This is a genomic window from Zongyangia hominis (assembly GCF_014385095.1).
Lineage (GTDB): Bacteria > Bacillota > Clostridia > Oscillospirales > Ruminococcaceae > Zongyangia > Zongyangia hominis.
Window position 1 is genome coordinate 528,893 of the sequence record NZ_JACRTC010000001.1, and the last position, 16,778, is coordinate 545,670.

Annotated in this window: 17 protein-coding genes; 1 reads left to right on the forward strand and 16 read right to left on the reverse strand. The window is 57.0% G+C overall.

All coding sequences use genetic code 11. The features are described from left to right. Positions 1 to 36: 36 nt before the first annotated feature. From H8709_RS02320 to pyrE, 3 genes are all read right to left on the reverse strand, one after another. The gene (locus H8709_RS02320; RefSeq protein ID WP_316248737.1) at positions 37 to 1,473 is read right to left on the reverse strand and encodes an FAD-dependent oxidoreductase; all 1,437 of its coding nucleotides are present in this window, start codon (positions 1,471 to 1,473) and stop codon (positions 37 to 39) included. 186 nt (positions 1,474 to 1,659) lie between these two features. Further along, on the reverse strand, positions 1,660 to 2,349 hold the full coding sequence (locus H8709_RS02325) for a JAB domain-containing protein (protein WP_262396755.1): 690 nt from the start codon (positions 2,347 to 2,349) through the stop codon (positions 1,660 to 1,662). A gap of 54 nt (positions 2,350 to 2,403) precedes the next feature. Beyond that, the gene (pyrE, locus tag H8709_RS02330; protein WP_262396756.1) at positions 2,404 to 2,994 is read right to left on the reverse strand and encodes an orotate phosphoribosyltransferase; all 591 of its coding nucleotides are present in this window, start codon (positions 2,992 to 2,994) and stop codon (positions 2,404 to 2,406) included. 206 nt (positions 2,995 to 3,200) lie between these two features. On the opposite strand from pyrE, the gene H8709_RS02335 reads away from it, so the two are divergent. Next, complete coding sequence (locus tag H8709_RS02335) at positions 3,201 to 4,166, forward strand: RluA family pseudouridine synthase (RefSeq protein ID WP_262396757.1); 966 nt, start codon at positions 3,201 to 3,203, stop codon at positions 4,164 to 4,166. Between the two features lie 55 nt (positions 4,167 to 4,221). Here H8709_RS02335 and H8709_RS02340 read toward each other — a convergent pair whose 3' ends face one another. The 13 genes from H8709_RS02340 to H8709_RS02400 form a co-directional block, all read right to left on the reverse strand. Then, positions 4,222 to 4,356 carry a hypothetical protein gene (locus H8709_RS02340; protein WP_262396758.1) on the reverse strand — a complete coding sequence of 45 codons (135 nt, stop codon included), beginning with the start codon at positions 4,354 to 4,356 and terminating at the stop codon, positions 4,222 to 4,224. A gap of 126 nt (positions 4,357 to 4,482) precedes the next feature. After that, positions 4,483 to 4,809: a phosphoribosyl-ATP diphosphatase gene (hisE, locus tag H8709_RS02345; protein WP_262396759.1), complete on the reverse strand. Its 327-nt coding sequence runs from the start codon at positions 4,807 to 4,809 to the stop codon at positions 4,483 to 4,485. Between the two features lie 12 nt (positions 4,810 to 4,821). Further along, positions 4,822 to 5,136: a phosphoribosyl-AMP cyclohydrolase gene (gene hisI, locus H8709_RS02350; RefSeq protein ID WP_262396760.1), complete on the reverse strand. Its 315-nt coding sequence runs from the start codon at positions 5,134 to 5,136 to the stop codon at positions 4,822 to 4,824. A 4-nt stretch (positions 5,137 to 5,140) separates the two neighbouring features. Then, positions 5,141 to 5,911, reverse strand: a complete 771-nt coding sequence (gene hisF, locus H8709_RS02355) for an imidazole glycerol phosphate synthase subunit HisF (RefSeq protein ID WP_262396761.1) — start codon at positions 5,909 to 5,911, stop codon at positions 5,141 to 5,143. Beyond that, positions 5,905 to 6,630, reverse strand: coding sequence for a 1-(5-phosphoribosyl)-5-[(5-phosphoribosylamino)methylideneamino]imidazole-4-carboxamide isomerase (hisA, locus tag H8709_RS02360; protein ID WP_262396762.1), 726 nt, complete (start codon positions 6,628 to 6,630; stop codon positions 5,905 to 5,907). Before hisA ends, hisF begins: the two co-directional genes overlap by 7 nt. 16 nt (positions 6,631 to 6,646) lie before the next feature. Further along, positions 6,647 to 7,249 (reverse strand): imidazole glycerol phosphate synthase subunit HisH, encoded by a 603-nt coding sequence (gene hisH / locus H8709_RS02365; protein WP_262396763.1) that lies wholly within the window; start codon positions 7,247 to 7,249, stop codon positions 6,647 to 6,649. A 16-nt stretch (positions 7,250 to 7,265) separates the two neighbouring features. After that, on the reverse strand, positions 7,266 to 7,850 hold the full coding sequence (hisB, locus tag H8709_RS02370) for an imidazoleglycerol-phosphate dehydratase HisB (protein WP_262396764.1): 585 nt from the start codon (positions 7,848 to 7,850) through the stop codon (positions 7,266 to 7,268). A 12-nt stretch (positions 7,851 to 7,862) separates the two neighbouring features. Then, positions 7,863 to 8,936 (reverse strand): histidinol-phosphate transaminase, encoded by a 1,074-nt coding sequence (gene hisC, locus H8709_RS02375; RefSeq protein ID WP_262396765.1) that lies wholly within the window; start codon positions 8,934 to 8,936, stop codon positions 7,863 to 7,865. A 34-nt stretch (positions 8,937 to 8,970) separates the two neighbouring features. Next, entirely contained in the window at positions 8,971 to 10,254 is a 1,284-nt protein-coding gene (hisD, locus tag H8709_RS02380; protein WP_262396766.1) for a histidinol dehydrogenase, read from the reverse strand. After that, positions 10,251 to 10,880 carry an ATP phosphoribosyltransferase gene (hisG, locus tag H8709_RS02385; RefSeq protein WP_316248741.1) on the reverse strand — a complete coding sequence of 210 codons (630 nt, stop codon included), beginning with the start codon at positions 10,878 to 10,880 and terminating at the stop codon, positions 10,251 to 10,253. Before hisG ends, hisD begins: the two co-directional genes overlap by 4 nt. Before the next feature lie 5 nt (positions 10,881 to 10,885). After that, a complete protein-coding gene (gene hisZ / locus H8709_RS02390; protein ID WP_262396768.1) occupies positions 10,886 to 12,097 on the reverse strand; it encodes an ATP phosphoribosyltransferase regulatory subunit in 1,212 nt (403 codons plus the stop codon). Between the two features lie 262 nt (positions 12,098 to 12,359). Continuing rightward, positions 12,360 to 13,694, reverse strand: a complete 1,335-nt coding sequence (locus tag H8709_RS02395) for a 2-hydroxyacyl-CoA dehydratase (RefSeq protein WP_262396769.1) — start codon at positions 13,692 to 13,694, stop codon at positions 12,360 to 12,362. After that, entirely contained in the window at positions 13,687 to 16,626 is a 2,940-nt protein-coding gene (locus tag H8709_RS02400; protein ID WP_262396770.1) for an acyl-CoA dehydratase activase-related protein, read from the reverse strand. The genes H8709_RS02395 and H8709_RS02400 overlap by 8 nt, the downstream gene beginning before the upstream one ends. Between the last annotated feature and the right edge of the window lie 152 nt (positions 16,627 to 16,778).

The window sequence follows — 16,778 nt, forward strand, 5'->3', positions numbered from 1 at the left end:
GCCCGGCGGAATATTCCGCCGGGCTTTTTATCTACGCTATGCGATGGGTTCCTGGGCCGGGCCGCAGATGAGCTTTCCGGTAAAATCAAACCGGGAGCCGTGGCAGGGGCAGTCCCAGCTCTTTTCGTCGGGGTTCCATTCCAGCTGGCACCCCAGATGGGGACAGCGGACGCTTACCACATGGGCCTCCCCGTTCTCGTCCCGGTAGACGCCCACCTTTTGCCCATCCACCTCCACAACGCCGCCGTGACCCATAGGAAGGTCCTCGATGACGGCACGGGGCGGCGCGAAAATCTCCCGGGAGAGGTCTCGGACGGCGTGGCCTCCCTCCTTGAGGAAATTCTTGGCGGAAGCACCGGGAGTAAATCGTTGGGGAGAAAACACCTCCGAGTTGGGGCTGTGCCCGCCACAGATGAGGTTGGTGAGGATTGTTGCCGCCGCCATGGAGCTGGTCATCCCCCACTTTTCAAAGCCGGTAGCCACATACCAACCTGGCGCCGAGGACGCATAGGGCCCGATATAGGGGACGATGTCGAGCGTCATGCAGTCCTGTGCAGACCAGTGATAACGCTCTTCGCTTTGGGGCCAGAGTTCCCCAGCCTTTTTTCGGAGCATATTGTATTTTCCGCCCCCGCGGTTTTCCCCGGTGCGGTGATTACCCCCGCCAAAGAGGAGAAGCCCTTCCGCACTGCGCAGCGACCAACCGTCATCCTCGTCAATGCCCAGGTACATGCCTTTCACCTGCATGGCGTGATCCAGCGCCAGGACATAGCTGCGCTCCTGATGCATCCGCATGAAATAATAGCCGGGCGCGTTGAGGAAAGGATAATGGCAGGCAAAGACGATGTGCTTGGCCCTGACCGTTCCTTTGTCGGTGACAAGTTGGTCCTCCTCCACAGTCTGCACCCGGGTCCGCTCAAAGATGGAGAGCCCCTCCACAATGCTCCGCAAAAAGAGCAGCGGGTGGAACTGGGCCTGTCCCTCAAAGCGGACGGCCCCCTGGACGGGAAAGGGCAGCTCCGTCTGGGTGGTAAAGGAGGCCGCAATCCCTAGTTTAGCCGCCGCTTCCGCCTCTCGTACAAGAGGGTTCATTTCCCGCAACGAATACAGATAGGCGTCCCTTTCTTCAAAGTGACAGTCGATGTTTTCTTTGGCAATGATGTCGCGGTAGGAAGCAATGGCTTCCTCATTAGCTTTCGCGTACTGCCGGGCCAGCTCCTCCCCCATTGTTTCCATGAGCTTGTGGTAGATGAGCCCGTGCTGGGATGTGATTTTGGCCGTAGTGTTCTGGGTCTGTCCGCTGGCCACCCGGTCCGCCTCCAGGACGACGGCTTCCACACCCCGCTCCCTGAGTAGATAGGCCGTCAGGATACCAGCCATGCCGCCGCCGATAATGGCAACTTCCGCCTCATAGTCCCCTGATAGCGCTGGAAACTGGGGCAGGTCCGCCTGATCTCTCCATAGTGCTTGCATCTTCATTCCTCCTTGACCCTTTGCCTTTAGCTTTTACAGCAAATCCCCTTCTTAGTCCAGGCTTTAGAAAATTGCTAAGAAAAAAGCCTTCCCCAAAGGAAAGGCTTCGCAGGTCATAACAAAAAGATTATCGCCCATGAGGGACATAAAGCGCAAAACAAACACGGTTACCCCTGTGAAAACTCACTAGATCCGCCGGGAAATGATACCGGAGTCGGCCATAGAGGTAAAGTCGTCCTCCGCTACGATGATATGGTCCATCAGCTGAATCCCCACTAGGCGCAGAGCCTGTTCCAGATCCCGAGTGGTCGCCACATCAGCGCCCGACGGGATGGCGACGCCGTTGGGATGGTTGTGAGAAATGATGACCGCCGTAGCGTTGGTACGGATGGCGATTTCGATGATATGGCGGGCAGAAACTTGAGTCGCGTTGACGCTCCCCTCCATCACCTGGGTTGTGTTGATCACTTTGCCCTTGTTGTCCAGACAGACGAGATACACCACTTCGTTGGTCCGGCCCACAAATTTGGGGAGGAGAAACTCCCCGGCCCGCTGGGTACTGTCGATAATAAAGCCGTTTTGGTATTTATCATTCAGATAATAGCGGGAAATCTGGGGAATCATCTTGAGAAAAACCGCCGTATTCTTTCCCATCCCCTTGACTCCGCGCAGATCTTCCACCGCGGCGTCCAAGACGCCGGACAAACTGCCGAAAGTGTCGATGAGCCGGTGGGCCAAAGGGTTCATATCGCCCCGCGGTTGGGCATAAAACAGGAGAAGTTCCAGGACATTGTGGGGCTCGAAAGAGTCCAGCCCATCTTTCAAAAAGCGATCTCTCATCCGCTCCCTGTGGTTGGTGTGAAGCTGTTCTTCCATCATTTCCTCCTGACTGCCAGCGGCGGCCAGCATTGTGATGAGATATCGCGTCGATTATTTTTTGACCGGTAGTTTACGGCTGCCGGGTTTGACCAGTTCCACTTTTCCCTCTTTGCACAGCGGGCATTCGTCGGGCTCCCACGCCTGGACGTCCACGGCGATGACGGATTTAAAAGGCACGCCGAAGTCCATTTTGCCATTGGTGCGATCCACAATGGAACCCACGCCCACAATTTCGCCGCCCGCCTCACGGACAAGCTCCATGACCTCTTTGACCGAACCGCCGGTGGTTACCACATCCTCCACCAGCAAAACCTTCATACCCGGTTTGACAACAAAACCGCGGCGCAGCGTCATTTTACCGTCCTCGCGCTCGGCAAAAAAGTTTTCGCACTCCAGGTGCCGGCTGACTTCATAGGCCATCTGCACCGCACCCATGGCCGGGCCGATGACGACTTCTACGCCAGCGTCTTTGAACTGTTCCGCCAGCGCCGCGCAGAGCTCCTCGGAATATTTGGTATTTCTGAAAATTTTGGCGCACTGGAGATACCGGTTGCTGTGCTTGCCGCTGGTCAGCAGAAAATGGCCCTCCAGCAAAACGCCGGCTTCTTTGAGGACTTCCAAAACTCTTTCTCTCGTAATCATCTGTTTACTACATCCTTTTCCTGTCAAATTACTTTGATTCGACCGCCTTTTTCAGCGCTCCGCCGAAAAACGTCGACAACTGTCCCTATTATAAACCAAGCGCCCCCTTTTGAAAAGGCACAATGCGAAGATTTTCGCTCAAAATACCATTTCGCCGTCCAATTATGCTATAATATATTCCACTGATTTTTACTGGAGGAACATCCATGCGTGAGTATTTGATCGGCAAAAACGACGAGGGCAACCGGGTGGACCGCTTTGTCTCCCAGGTCCTTCCCCGGCTCCCCAAATCGCTGCTGTATAAATCCATCCGGCTGAGAAGAATCAAGCTCAATGGGAAGCGGTGTGAAATTTCCACCCGGCTCAGAGAAGGGGACGTGCTGCGCCTTTATATCTCCGACGAGTTTTTCAGCGACGCGCCGGAAGAAAAACGCTTTCTCCTGGCGCCCGCCGTCGTCGATATTCTATATGAGGATGACAACATCCTCTTAGCCGACAAAAAGCCCGGGCTTCTCGTCCACGAGGACGAGAGCGAACAGGTGGACACCCTCATCCACCGCATCCAGCACTATCTCTACGACAAGGGTGAATACCGCCCGGAAGAGGAGCATGTGTTTGCCCCGGCGCTGTGTAACCGCATCGACCGCAACACCGGCGGCATCGTCATCGCCGCTAAAAACGCCGCCAGCTTGCGCATCCTTAACCAGAAGATCAAGGACCGGGAGCTCCATAAAAAATATCTGTGCATCGTCCACGGACAACTGCCCCGGCCATCCGACACCCTGCGCGCCTATATGGTCAAAGACGAAAATAAAAACCAGGTGGAGGTCTTTGACAGCCCGGCGCCCGGGAGGCGGACCATGGTGACCAAATACAGGGTGCTGGACGAGAAGGGACGCTTTTCCCTATTGGAAGTTAATCTCATCACCGGGCGCACCCATCAAATCCGGGCCCACATGGCCCACATCGGCCACCCTCTCTTGGGCGACACCAAATACGGCCGCAACCGGGACAATCGGGACACCGGCTTTCGGTATCAGGCGCTTTATTCCTATGCGCTCACCTTCTCTTTCTCGACCGATGCGGGTATCCTCTCCTACCTGGACGGGAAGACCTTCACCGTCCCCGATGTGTGGTTTCAACGCGAATTTGAGGAGGGAAAAATTCACTAGTCTCAGTACGCAAAAAAGCCGGACGAATTTTCGTCCGGCTTTTTGTTTACTAGTGTTAAAAGGTGGTCATATCCCCCAGCAGACTGCCCACAAGGGCCTGGGTCCGCACGATAGCAGCGCAGAGGGTGGCGCCCACAGCAACCACAGCGGCTACGACACCGATCACTTTTTTGGTTTTGCGCTCTTTCATAGGGCCACCTGCTTTCTTCATTCTTTGTTCATGATTATAGCACGGATGGGCTCCCATGACAAGGGCAAATCTGCACAAAATACGACATGTAAAGACAAAATACTTTACATGTCGTATTTGACCGATTTAAGTATTGCGGTCCACGTTTTTCATGACCTTGAGGTTGGAAATCTTCTTTCTTCTCTCCTCCAGCACGTCCATGACTTCGGAAAGGGGCAGATCGCACTCTGCCATGAGCACCAACAGGTGGTAAAGCAGGTCGCAGATTTCGTTTTTGAGCTCGTCGTTGTCGCAGTTTTTGGCCGCGATGATGGTTTCCGCACATTCCTCACCGCATTTTTTCAGGATTTTGTCCTTGCCCTTTTCAAAGAGATAGCAGGTATAGGAACCCTCACTGGGGTTTTTCTTGCGGTCACAGACCACATCGTAAAGGCCTCGCAGCGTATCGTTCATCCGGATTTCCTCCTATTTGAGTTTTTTAAAGAAGCAGCTGTGGGCGCCGGTGTGGCAGGCGTTGCCGGTCTGCTCGACGATAAACAGGAAGGTGTCGTCGTCGCAGTCTGCATATATCTCCAGCACCTTTTGCAGATGTCCCGAGGTCGCTCCCTTGTTCCAAAGTTCCTGCCGGGAGCGGCTGTAAAACCAGGTATAGCCGGTTTCAAAGGTCTTTTGCAGGCTCTCCCTGTTGACATAGGCGAGCATCAGGACTTCTCCCGTCCCCGCCTCCTGGACGACGGCGGGCAGAAGCTCGGACTTAAGAAAATACTGGTCGTAATTCATGGCGCTACTCCCCCTTTGTCTTTCTCACTGGAATGCCGCATTCCCGCAGGTGGTCTTTGACCTGCCCCACCGTCAGTTCCCGGTAGTGGAACAGGGAGGCCGCCAGCGCGGCGTCTGCGCCGGAGTGGAGGAACACCTCGGAAAAATGCTCCAGCTTGCCGCAGCCGCCCGACGCGATAACGGGGATATTGACCACACCGCAGACGGCGTTGGTCAGCTCTAAATCAAAGCCGTTTTTGGTGCCGTCGGTGTCCATGGAGGTGAGCAGTATTTCGCCCGCCCCCATCTCATAGACCTGCTTGGCCCACGCGATGGCGTCGAGCCCTGTGTCGATGCGGCCACCGTTGACCACCACGTGAAAGCCGCCTGCCCCGTCCCGGCGGGCGTCGATGGCCACCACCACGCACTGGCTGCCGAACTTGTCGGCGGCGCGGGCCACCAGCTCCGGGTTGCGCACGGCGGAGGAATTGACCGACACCTTGTCGGCCCCCGCCCGCAGGATGGTCTTAAAGTCCTCGATGGTGGAGATGCCGCCCCCCACCGTCAACGGAACAAACACGTTTTTGGCCGTTTTACGCACCACGTCGGCCATGGTCTTGCGCCCTTCGTGGGTGGCGGTGATGTCCAGAAAGGTGATCTCGTCGGCGCCCTGCCGGTCATACATGATGGCGCATTCCACCGGGTCGCCCACATCCTTGATGCCCACAAAGTTGACGCCCTTGACCACCCGTCCGTCCCGGACATCCAGACAGGGGATGATTCGTTTTGCTAACAACGATGCTCACCTGCCGTTTCTATGGCTTCTTTCAGATCCAGCGTTCCCTGGTAGAGGCTTTTGCCGCAGATGGCGCCATAGAGCCCCAGCTCCATCAGCGCGCGGATGTCGGAAAGCTCCTTGATGCCGCCGCTGGCGATGATGTCGCAATCGACCGCCCGGTTGAGGGCGTCGAGCTGTTCTAAGTTGGGCCCGGTCAGGGTGCCATCCCGGGATATATCTGTAAAGATGATACACTTTACACCGGATTGTTCCATGGTTTTGGCCAAATCCAGGTAGCTGACGTCGCTGGTATCGAGCCATCCTTCGGTGGCCACCATGCCTTTTTTGGCGTCGATTCCCACGGCGATGCGATTGCCGTAGGCCTCCACCGCCTCCTTGATCAAGGCTGGATTTTTCAGGGCAATGGAGCCCAAAATGACCCGGTCGATGCCATGCTCCAAATAATACGCGATGGTTTTCATGTCCCGGATGCCGCCGCCCAGTTCCATGCGAAGACCGGATTTCTCCTTCACCGCGGTAAAAATATCGGTGTTCATGGGCTTGGCCGACTTGGCGCCGTCCAAATCTACCATGTGGATCCACTGACTGCCCTGGGCCGCAAAGCCCTCGGCGGTGGAAACCGGGTCCTCCGCCACCTTGTGAGCGGTGGTAAAATCCCCCTGTACGAGCCGGACGCACTGTCCGTCCTTGATGTCGATGGCCGGTAAGATGATCAAATGGGCCGCCTCCTCTCTATTTGGTCAGGCGCTCGAAGTTGCGCAGCATGATAAGCCCCGTCTCACCGCTCTTCTCCGGGTGAAACTGTGCGCCGAACACCTGTCCCCGCTGCACCAGCGCCGTGACCTTCTGGCCGTAGTCGCAGGTGGCGGCGATGTTTTTCTCCGCCGTGTACGCCATGTAGGAGTGGACGAAATAGACGTACTCTCCCTCGTCCACGCCCTCCAGAAGCACGCAGGGGTTATGGAATTTCAGCTCATTCCAGCCCATGTGGGGGATTTTGAGCCCCCGGGCGTCAAGCTTGTCCACATATCCGTCGATGAGGCCCAGTCCTGGCACCGTCTCAAACTCCCGGCCCTCGTCAAAGAGCATCTGCATGCCCAGACAGATGCCGAGAAAGGGCTTTTCCCTAGCTGCCTGATGGACGGCGTCTTTGAGCCCGCGTCCGGAGAGCATCCCCATGGCGTCGGGAAAGGCCCCCACTCCCGGCAAGATGACGCCGGAAGCCTTGGCAATGAGGCGCGGGTCGTCGGTAATCTCGCTTTGCACACCCAGGTAGTCCAGCGCGTTTTTGACGCTGAAGAGGTTGCCCGCACCGTAATCAATGATGGCAATCATCGCCCCTCCCCCTTTCTCACAGTACGCCCTTGGTGGACACCGGCGCGCCGCTGTCCAGTTTCTTCACCGCCGCGGCCATGGCGTAGGCGAAGGCTTTGAACATGGCCTCGATCCGATGGTGATCGTTGGCGCCGTAGAGGGAGCGCAGGTGGAGGGTGAGCCCCGCGTTAAAGGCCACCGCCCGGAAGAACTCCTCGGTCATATCGGTTTCGTAATTGCCGATCATCTCGTTTTTGTGGACATTGTCATAGACCAGAAACGGGCGGCCGCTGATGTCCACCGCGGCAAAGCTGAGCGCCTCGTCCATGGGGATATAGGCGCTGCCAAAACGCGCGATGCCCGCCTTGTCCCCCAGGGCCTTGCCGATGGCTTTCCCCAGCACGATGCCGGTGTCCTCCACCGTGTGATGGCAGTCGATTTCCAGGTCGGATTTTTCCACCGCCACCTCCAGATCAAAGCGGCCATGGACCGCAAAGGAATGAAGCATATGGTCCAAAAATCCCACGCCTGTGGCGATGTTCGTCTTTCCAGAGCCATCCAAATCAATGGACACACAGATTTCCGTCTCCCGGGTTCTGCGCTCCTCGCTTGCTTTTCGCATGACTTCCCCTCCTTATTGTAAAATGGCCTCCAAACAGCGGAGCACCTTCTCATTTTCTTGCTCGCTCCCCGCAGAAATCCGCAAATGATTTCCCATCAGCCGCACTGCTACCGACATGGAGAGCAGACGCTCAAAGACTGCCTTCGCGTCCTTCATCCTGACAAAGACAAAGTTTGTACAACTCGGATAGATGCACTCGATGCCGTCCACCCGATCCGAAAGCGCCCGCAGCCCGGCTTCCAGACTGACGCGGGAAGCGATGATGGCGTCCCGCCGTTTCTCGATCAGATCCGGGTGGGAGAAGAGAACGGTTCCCATTTCCTGGGAAATACTGTTGACATTGTACGGTGACTTGACCGCCCGCAGCGCCGTCGTGATGGCGTCACAGGCCACAGCAAAGCCGAGGCGAAGGGCCGCCATGCCCAGCGCCTTGGAACAGGTGCGCAGCACGATGACGTTTTCATAGGTGTGCGCCTGCGAAAGAATCGACTGGTCCCAGAAGTCCATATAGGCTTCGTCGACCACCACCAGCGCGTCCACCGAGGTGACGAGCTTGTGGACGTCCTCTTTGGAGAGGCCCAGAGAGGTGGGATTGCAGGGGTTCGAAAAAATGACCATCCGCGCGCCCGCCTCCCGGATGCGGGCGATGGCCTCGTCCACATCGATTTTGAGGCTCCCCTCTTTGGAGACGTCGATGTTTTTCACCTCATAGATGCTGGCGTAAAAGCGGTACATGGAAAAATCGGGAGAAAGGGTGACGATCACGTCCCCCTTTTCCAAAAAGGAGGACGTGATGACCCCGATGAGCTCGTCCGAGCCGTTGCCCGCCGTCACATGGTCGGGGCTGACACCGTAAAAGGCGGCGAAGCCCTCAATGAGCCGGACGGCGTAGGGGTCGGGATAGCGGTGAAAGTCCACCCTGGCAAGGGCGGCCTTCATTTCTTCCAATAATTTACCGTCAACGGGAAAAAAGCTCTCGTTGGCGTCGAGACGAACCTCAAACTGGCCGCTGATGGGGTCGTAGGGCTTGAGCTCCCTTATTTTTTGTCCGAGCTGATAGGACACGATATCACACCTTTCCATCATTTGGGCGTCGGATTCCTTCCGGACGGGGGGTATTCTAGAAGCGCACCTTGATGGAGTTGGCGTGGGCGGTGAGCCCTTCCCGCTCCGCGATGCGGACGATGTCGTCCTTGGCATCACAAAGTACGTCCTCGGTATAATAAATGAAGCTGGATTTTTTTACAAAGCTGTCCACCGACAGCGGCGAGAAGAAACGGGCGGTGCCGCTGGTGGGCAGGACATGGTTGGGACCGGCAAAGTAGTCGCCCAGCGGTTCCGGGGAGTAATTGCCCAGGAAGACCGAGCCCGCGTTATCCAACTTTCCCAGATATTCCAGCGGGTTTGTCATCATCACTTCCAGGTGCTCCGGAGCGATGTCGTTGGCATAGGCGATCATTTCCTCCACATCCCGGCACACGATGATAGCGCCAAAGTCCCTGAGCGACTGGGCGATGATCTCCCGCCGGGAGAGAGCGGCCGACTGCCGCTCCAATTCCGCCACCGTCTCTTGGGCCAGCTTCTCGCTGGTGGTCAGCAGAATAGCGGAAGCGAGCACATCGTGCTCAGCCTGGCTCATCAGGTCCGCCGCCACAAAGGGGGCCGGGGCGTTTTCATCGGCCATGATGAGGATTTCACTGGGTCCGGCCACCATGTCGATGTCTACCGTGCCGTAGAGCAGGCGCTTGGCCGTGGCCACATAGATGTTGCCGGGGCCGACGATCTTGTCCACCCGGGGGATGCTTTCGGTGCCGTAAGCGAGGGCCGCCACGGCCTGGGCGCCGCCCGCCAGAAAGACCCGGTCTACCCCGGCGATGGCCGCCGCCACCAAAATGTCGGGGTTGGCCCCGCCGGACTTGAGCGGCGGGGTGATCATGACGATCTCCTCCACCTCCGCCACCTTGGCGGGGATAGCGTTCATGAGGACCGAGGAGGGATAGGCCGCCGTGCCGCCCGGCACGTAGAGCCCCACCCGGTGCAGTCCCCGGATGCGCTGGCCCATCATGACGCCGTTTGACTTGGCGTCGATGAAGCTCTGGTGCTTCTGCCGCCGATGGAAGTCCTCAATATTTTCTTTGGCCCGCCGCAGGGAGCCCACAAAGTCGGAGTCCGCTTCGTCCAGCGCCCGCTGGATGTCCTCCTTGGGAATTTCAAACCGCGTCGGGCATTTTCCATCAAAGCGGATGGTATAGTCCCGCACGGCCTCGTCACCCTTCGCCTTGACCGCGTCTATAATCTCGGTGACCGCCGCGGTGACCCGCCGGTCCACCTCTTCACTCCTATTTTTGAGCTGTCCCAGCAGCTTTTTTTCCTGGATGCCATCGGCTTTAACCACCTGTATCATGCTTTTTCCTCCTTTGCCTCGGCAATTTTATCGAGCAGGCCCTCAATTTCGCCCTTGCGCAGCTTGAGGCTGGCGATATTGACGATAACCCGGGCCGAAATGTCACTGATAAACTCGGTCACTTCCAGACCGTTTTCCTTGAGAGTGGTCCCCGTCTCCACGATGTCCACAATGCCGTCGGCCAGCCCCAGCAAAGGCGCCAGCTCCACTGAACCCTCGATCTTGACAACGTCCACGTCCATGTTCTTGCTTTCAAAATAGGTGCGGGCCACCTTGGGATACTTGGTGGCGATGCATTTGGTGTTGTAGCCCGCGTAAAAGTCCGTGCCCCGCTTGGTGGCCAGGGCGAATTTGCACCTGCCAAAGCCCAAATCCATCATCTCATAGAAGGAGGTGCCGTTTTCCATGATGGTGTCCTTGCCTACGACCCCCAAGTCGCAGACGCCGTGCTCCACATAGGTGATCACATCGGCGGCCTTGGCCAGCACCACCTCCATGTTGGCCCCGGGAATCTCTAAAATCAGCTTCCTGCCCTTTTCCTTGAGGTTGGTGCAGTCATACCCGATCTTTTCAAACAGTGCCACCGTGTCCTTTTCCAGCCGCCCTTTGGTCAGCGCGATTCTCATGGGTTTCACTGTACTTCTCCTCCCAACTCCACGATGGTGATGTCCTCTCCTATGAGGTAGAGCTTGCCGATGCCCTTCTCCTTGGCGTAGGCGCGGGTTTCCTCCTCGGTGTCAAAGACCGAAAGCTCGCACCGGCCCAGCTCCCCAATAAGGCGCTTGGTGTACTCGATGGCCTTGGTTTCATAGCCGCTTCTGCCGAAGACGATGGCCTTGGAGGGCTGAGGCGTGAGCAGGGAGCGGTTTTTCATTAGGAACTTGACCGCCAGGTTGATGTCGATGCCAAAGCCGGTGGCGGCAAGGTCCGCGCCGAAATCGCGCAGGAGGTTGTCGTACCGGCCGCCGGACACCAGCGGTTCGCCGATACCCTCCAGATAGCCCCGGAAGATGACGCCGGTGTAGTAGTTGCCCTGGTTGACGATACCGAGATCGATGATGACCTGGCCGCCCAGGCCCAGTTTGCCGAGACTTTCGTAGACGCTTTTCAGATAATCAAGGATTTCGGAGAACTCCTCCAATCCCGAAAGCTCCCGGGCCCGGTCAAAGACCTCCGCCCCGCCGAAGAGGGAGGGCAGTTTTTTGAGCGCCGCGGCCGCCGGGTCCCCGCCGAAACCGTCTAAGATGGTGTTGAGGGCCCCGTAGTTCTTGGCCTCGATGTTGCGCCGGATTTCCTCCTTGGTGTAATCGTCGGCGTCGAGCCGCGCCATCAGGCCCTTAAAGAGGCCGATATGGCCCAGCTCGATGCGGAAGGCGTCGGGACTGATGCGCTTGAGGCACTCCCCCGCCAGCGCGATGACCTCCAGGTCGGAGCGGGCAGTGCCGGCGCCGATGAGCTCCACGCCCATCTGGAAGGTCTCGTCGCTGCGGCCGCTGTGGCTGGGTGTCACCCGGTAGATCTTTCCGTTGTAGTAAAAGCGCAGCGGAATAGGCTGGTTTTGCATCCGTGTGGCGGTGAGCCGCGCGATGGGGGTGGTCATATCGGGGCGCAGTACGATGATGCGGCCCTTGTTGTCGATGAGCTTATACATGGACTCCTGGGGAAAATAGGTGGAATTGGCCGAAAAGACGTCGAAAAACTCAATGGCCGGCGTCATGACCTCCCCGTAGCCGTGGCTTTCAAACTCCTGTTCCAGCTGGGCCGTCACCCAGCGGATGGTCTGACATTCCTCAAACAGGAGGTCCCGGGTACCCTCCGGGGTGATCTTGTCGTATATCTTCATAAAGGTTCTGCATCCTTTCCTTTGATTCGCTTTAGTATGCTAACATAATATCACAATGAAACACTTTGGTCAACTGTTTCGATCAAATTGCCAGGATGACTGCTGTACAAATTTCCAAACAAACCGCGTTTGCCTTTGTATATTTTACCATGGATTCTGCCAAATGACAACGAGTCCGGCCCAGCTGTGGTGGACGGAAGGCAAGAAAAAAAGGCGCGAAAAAGCACCCCGCCAAAACTGACGGGGCGCTGTTCCTTGCTTTTTATTTTGAATGAATGAGGACCTTGTCCTCCTCACTCACCGCAGCGGACTCGGGAGTCGCCGCTTCTTTGGCTTCCTCCTTTGCCTCCTGCTGCATTTTGGCGTTTGCCAGCATGAGCTTGATGCGGTTTTCCTGGTTGATACGGCTGGCGCCCGGGTCGTAGTCCACGGCCACGATGTTCGCCTCGGGGTGGTGCTCCTTGATGACCCGCATCATCCCCTTGCCCACAATGTGGTTGGGCAGGCAGCCGAAGGGCTGGGTGCAGACGATGTTGTTGACTCCCTGCTCGATGAGCTCCAGCATCTCGGCGGTCAGCAGCCATCCTTCCCCCATCTTGACGCCCCGGTTGATGTAGCCCAGCACCAGGTCCTTGGTGTGGTCAAAGGAACCGGCGGCCCGGAATTTTCCGTGCTCCTCGATGGCGGCGATGATGTCCTTTTGCTTTTTGACCATGTATTTGTAGCCAACGCGGGAGAAAAGGCTGGTCAGTCCCCCCGTGCCGTAAAGCTTGTGGTCGGTGATGGCGTTATAGATGCAGTAGTTGAGGAAGTCGAGCAGGCCCGGCACCACCACTTCGCAGCCCTCGGAAAGAAGGAACTGCTCCAAGTTATTGTTGCCAAGGGGGGAATATTTGACGTAGATTTCCCCGACCACGCCCACCTTGATTTTCTCTTCCTCCCGGAGCATCAGCTCGCCGAAGTCGCTGATAATCTCCCGGTAAAACTCCTTGACCTGCTTGTAGCTGGCCTTCTGGCGCAGGGAGACGGAGAGACGCTTGGTCCAGTCCTGTACCAGCTTGTCGGTGGCGCCCTCGATGACCTCGTAGGGCTTGCACTGGTTGGAGAGAAGCATCAGCAGGTCTCCCAGGAGCACCGCGTACACCAGACGGAGCAAAAGCGGCAGGCTCAGCTTGAAGCCCGGGTTTTTCTCCATGCCCGCGAAGTTGAGGGAGATGACCGGGACATGATCGTAGCCGCTCTTTTTCAGCGCCTTTCTCAGCAGATGGATATAGTTGGAGGCCCGGCAGCCGCCGCCGGTCTGGGTGATCATCAGCGCGATTTTGTCCGGGTCGTATTTTCCGCTTTCCAGCGCGTCGATCATCTGCCCGATGACCAGCAGTGCGGGATAGCAGGTGTCGTTGTGCACATTTTTAAGGCCGCTTTCCACCACATTGCGCCCGGAGGTGCTGAGCACCTCGATCTTGTAGCCGTATTCTCGGAAGATCTGGGCGATCATGTTGAAATGAATCGGCAGCATATTGGGCACCAGGATGGTGTGGGTTTTCTTCATCTCTTCTGTGAAGATGACCCGGCCGTTGTCCTGAGGTTTACTCATGTTCCCTTCTGCTCCTTTCATCCATGGCTTCCAGCAGACTGCGTATGCGGATTTTGACCGCGCCAAGGTTGTTGATTTCGTCGATCTTGAGCTGTGTGTACATCTTCCCGCCCGATTCCAGGATGTCCCGGACCTCGTCGGTGGTGATGGCGTCGATGCCGCAGCCAAAGCTCACCAGCTGGATAAGCTCCATGTTCTCCTGGGTCGTCACATATTTGGCGCTGTTATAGAGCCTGGCGTGATAGGTCCACTGGTTGAGGACCTTGACCTTCTGCGGCTCCACCAGATGGGCCACAGCGTCCTCCGTCACCACCACAATGCCGAAGGAGCTGATGAGCCGGTCGATGCCGTGGTTGATTTCCGGGTCGATGTGGTAGGGCCGCCCGGCCAGGACGATGGTCTTCAGGTGATGGTCCTTGGCGTATTTGAGGGCCCGCCGGCCCTCGGTTTTTACGTCCTCGCCCCATTTGGCGTAGGCCTGATAGGCCTTGCTGGACGCCCGGCGGATTTCGCTGTAAGGGATAATGCAGATTTCTTTGTTGATAAAGTTGCGGATGGAGCGGTTAAAGTAGGTCCGGTTGTGGAGCCCCAGGTAGGGGTACAAAAACTTGACATGGTGGAGCTTTTCCATGTTGCCGTAGAGCAGCTCCGGGTAGTAGGCCACCACCGGACAGTTGAAGTGATTGTCCGCCGTCTTCTCGTCGAAGTTATAGCTCATACAGGGATAAAAGATCATGTCCACCCCTTTGGAGATGAGGCTCTCGATGTGGCCGTGCATCAGCTTGGCGGGATAGCAGGCCGTGTCGGAGGGGATGGAATACTGACCGGTTAAATAGAGCTGCCGGGAGGAAATATCGGACAAGACCACCTCGAAGCCAAGCTCGGTAAAGAAAGTAAACCAGAACGGGAGGTTCTCGATCATATTGAGCCCCAGCGGGATGCCGATGCGCCCGCGGGTTCCCTTGGGGGAACGGAGGGCTTTGATGCGGTTTAGCTTATATTCAAACAGGTTGGGGACCTCCTGGGTCTCCTTTTGGCCGAGAGGCCGCTCGCACCGGTTGCCGGAAATGAAGCGACGGCCGCCGCTAAAGGTGTTGATGGTCAGATTGCACTTGTTGGTGCAGCCCTGGCAGATGGTGGCCTTGGCCGTGTGCTCAAAGCGGCGCAGATCGCCGGGCTTGATGACGGAGGAAACGTCCTTATGTAAGCTCTTGGAGAATAAAGCCGCGCCGAAGGCGCCCATGAGTCCCGCGATCTCGGGACGGACGACGTCGTGGCCCAATTCCTTTTCAAAGCTGCGCAGGACGCCGTCGTTTAAGAAGGTGCCGCCCTGCACCACCAGTTCTTTGCCCAGCTCGTCGGCGCTGCGGGCGCGGATAACCTTATAGATGGCGTTTTTGACCACGCTCATGGAAAGCCCCGCCGAGATGTCCTCCACGGTGGCGCCGTCCTTCTGGGCCTGCTTGACCGAAGAGTTCATAAAGACGGTGCAACGGGAGCCCAGGTCCACCGGATACTTGGAAAAGAGGCCAAAGTTTGCAAAGGTGGCGATGTCGTAGCCCATGGATTTGGCGAAGGTCTCGATAAAGGAGCCGCAGCCGGAGGAACAGGCTTCGTTGAGCATGATGGAGTCGATGCAGTTATTTTTAACCTTAAAGCACTTGATGTCCTGGCCGCCGATGTCCAAAATGAAGTCCACCTTGGGATTAAAGAAGCGGGCGGCCCGCAGATGGGCCATGGTTTCCACCAGCCCCGCGTCCACGTTAAACGCGTTTTTGATGAGGTCCTCCCCGTAGCCAGTGACGGCGCTGCCCTTCATGATCACATGGTCACCACAGAGTTTATAAATCTGTTCGAGCTGTTCCTTGACGATGGTGACGGGGTTTCCTTTGTTGGAACTATAATACTCGTATAAGATCTTGTCGTCCTCGGAAAGGAGCACCATCTTGGTGGTGGTGCTACCGCAGTCGATGCCCAGGTATGCCCCGCCGTAGTAGGAAGCGATGTCCCGCCGCTCCACCGTCGCCTTGGCGTGGCGGGCACGAAACTCCTCGTACTCCCCCTCATCTTTAAAGAGCGGTTCCAGATACTCGGTGCGGTCGGAATCGTCCGACGCCTGGGTAATCCGGGCGAGGAAGTCCTCATAGGTGTAGCTGCGCTCCTGCTTTCTGGCAAAGATAGAGGTACCGATGGCCACCGCATAAGGCCCTAAGTCGGGGAACACCGCGTTTTCGTCGGATAGGCGCAGCGTTTCCTTAAACCGGCGCTGCAAGCCTTTGAGGAAAAAGAGCGGTCCACCCAAAAAGAGGACCTTGCCCTTAATCTGCCGTCCTTGGGCAAGACCCGTGATGGTCTGATCGACCACCGCCTGGAAGATGCTGACGGCGATGTCCTCTTTGCGCGCCCCCTGGTTTAAAAGAGGCTGGATGTCGCTCTTGGCAAAGACGCCGCACCGGGAGGCGATGGGGTATATTTTTTCGTAATTGGCGCTCAGTTTGTCCAGCTCGTCGGGCGTGACGGCCAAAAGAGACGCCATCTGGTCGATGAAGGCGCCGGTGCCGCCGGCACAAGTGCCGTTCATCCTTTCTTCCATGCCGCCGGTAAAGAAGATGATTTTGGCATCCTCTCCCCCCAGCTCGATGACTACGTCGGTGTCCGAAGCGTACTTCTTCACCGCTTCCCCGGTGGCAAATACCTCTTGGACAAAATCGATGCCGGTGGCCTTGGAAAGCCCCAATCCCGCGGAACCGGAGATAGCCGCTTTAAATTCCCGGCCAATGAGCAGGTCCTTGGCCTCCGCAAGGATTTCCGCCGTCTTTTGACGCACCTGGGAAAGATGGCGCTCATAGTGCTTAAAAAGCAGTTTTTCCCCTTCGTAAATGACAACCTTGACTGTGGTGGAACCGACGTCCACCCCCACTGTTAATTCCATAGTTCTCCGCCCATTTCTTTATCTTGTCCTACATCTATATGCGAAAGAAGGCCGCTCTAATCGTTCCGGCGATATCTTTTATGCCGGATACAGTCCTTCCCCAAACCTGGGGAGGCAGTCCTTTCGCGCTTTGATCGGCAGTTGACAAAATT

Excerpts from the sequence above, each read along its gene's own strand:
- H8709_RS02320 (WP_316248737.1), bottom strand. The coding sequence starts at position 1,473 with ATGCAAGCACTATGGAGAGATCAGGCGGACCTGCCCCAGTTTCCAGCG.
- H8709_RS02325 (WP_262396755.1), bottom strand. The coding sequence starts at position 2,349 with ATGGAAGAACAGCTTCACACCAACCACAGGGAGCGGATGAGAGATCGC.
- pyrE (WP_262396756.1), bottom strand. The coding sequence starts at position 2,994 with ATGATTACGAGAGAAAGAGTTTTGGAAGTCCTCAAAGAAGCCGGCGTT.
- H8709_RS02335 (WP_262396757.1), top strand. The coding sequence starts at position 3,201 with ATGCGTGAGTATTTGATCGGCAAAAACGACGAGGGCAACCGGGTGGAC.
- H8709_RS02340 (WP_262396758.1), bottom strand. The coding sequence starts at position 4,356 with ATGAAAGAGCGCAAAACCAAAAAAGTGATCGGTGTCGTAGCCGCTGTG.
- hisE (WP_262396759.1), bottom strand. The coding sequence starts at position 4,809 with ATGAACGATACGCTGCGAGGCCTTTACGATGTGGTCTGTGACCGCAAG.
- hisI (WP_262396760.1), bottom strand. The coding sequence starts at position 5,136 with ATGAATTACGACCAGTATTTTCTTAAGTCCGAGCTTCTGCCCGCCGTC.
- hisH (WP_262396763.1), bottom strand. The coding sequence starts at position 7,249 with ATGATTGCCATCATTGATTACGGTGCGGGCAACCTCTTCAGCGTCAAA.
- hisB (WP_262396764.1), bottom strand. The coding sequence starts at position 7,850 with ATGCGAAAAGCAAGCGAGGAGCGCAGAACCCGGGAGACGGAAATCTGT.
- hisC (WP_262396765.1), bottom strand. The coding sequence starts at position 8,936 with ATGATGGAAAGGTGTGATATCGTGTCCTATCAGCTCGGACAAAAAATA.
- hisD (WP_262396766.1), bottom strand. The coding sequence starts at position 10,254 with ATGATACAGGTGGTTAAAGCCGATGGCATCCAGGAAAAAAAGCTGCTG.
- hisG (WP_316248741.1), bottom strand. The coding sequence starts at position 10,880 with ATGAGAATCGCGCTGACCAAAGGGCGGCTGGAAAAGGACACGGTGGCA.
- hisZ (WP_262396768.1), bottom strand. The coding sequence starts at position 12,097 with ATGAAGATATACGACAAGATCACCCCGGAGGGTACCCGGGACCTCCTG.
- H8709_RS02395 (WP_262396769.1), bottom strand. The coding sequence starts at position 13,694 with ATGAGTAAACCTCAGGACAACGGCCGGGTCATCTTCACAGAAGAGATG.
- H8709_RS02400 (WP_262396770.1), bottom strand. The coding sequence starts at position 16,626 with ATGGAATTAACAGTGGGGGTGGACGTCGGTTCCACCACAGTCAAGGTT.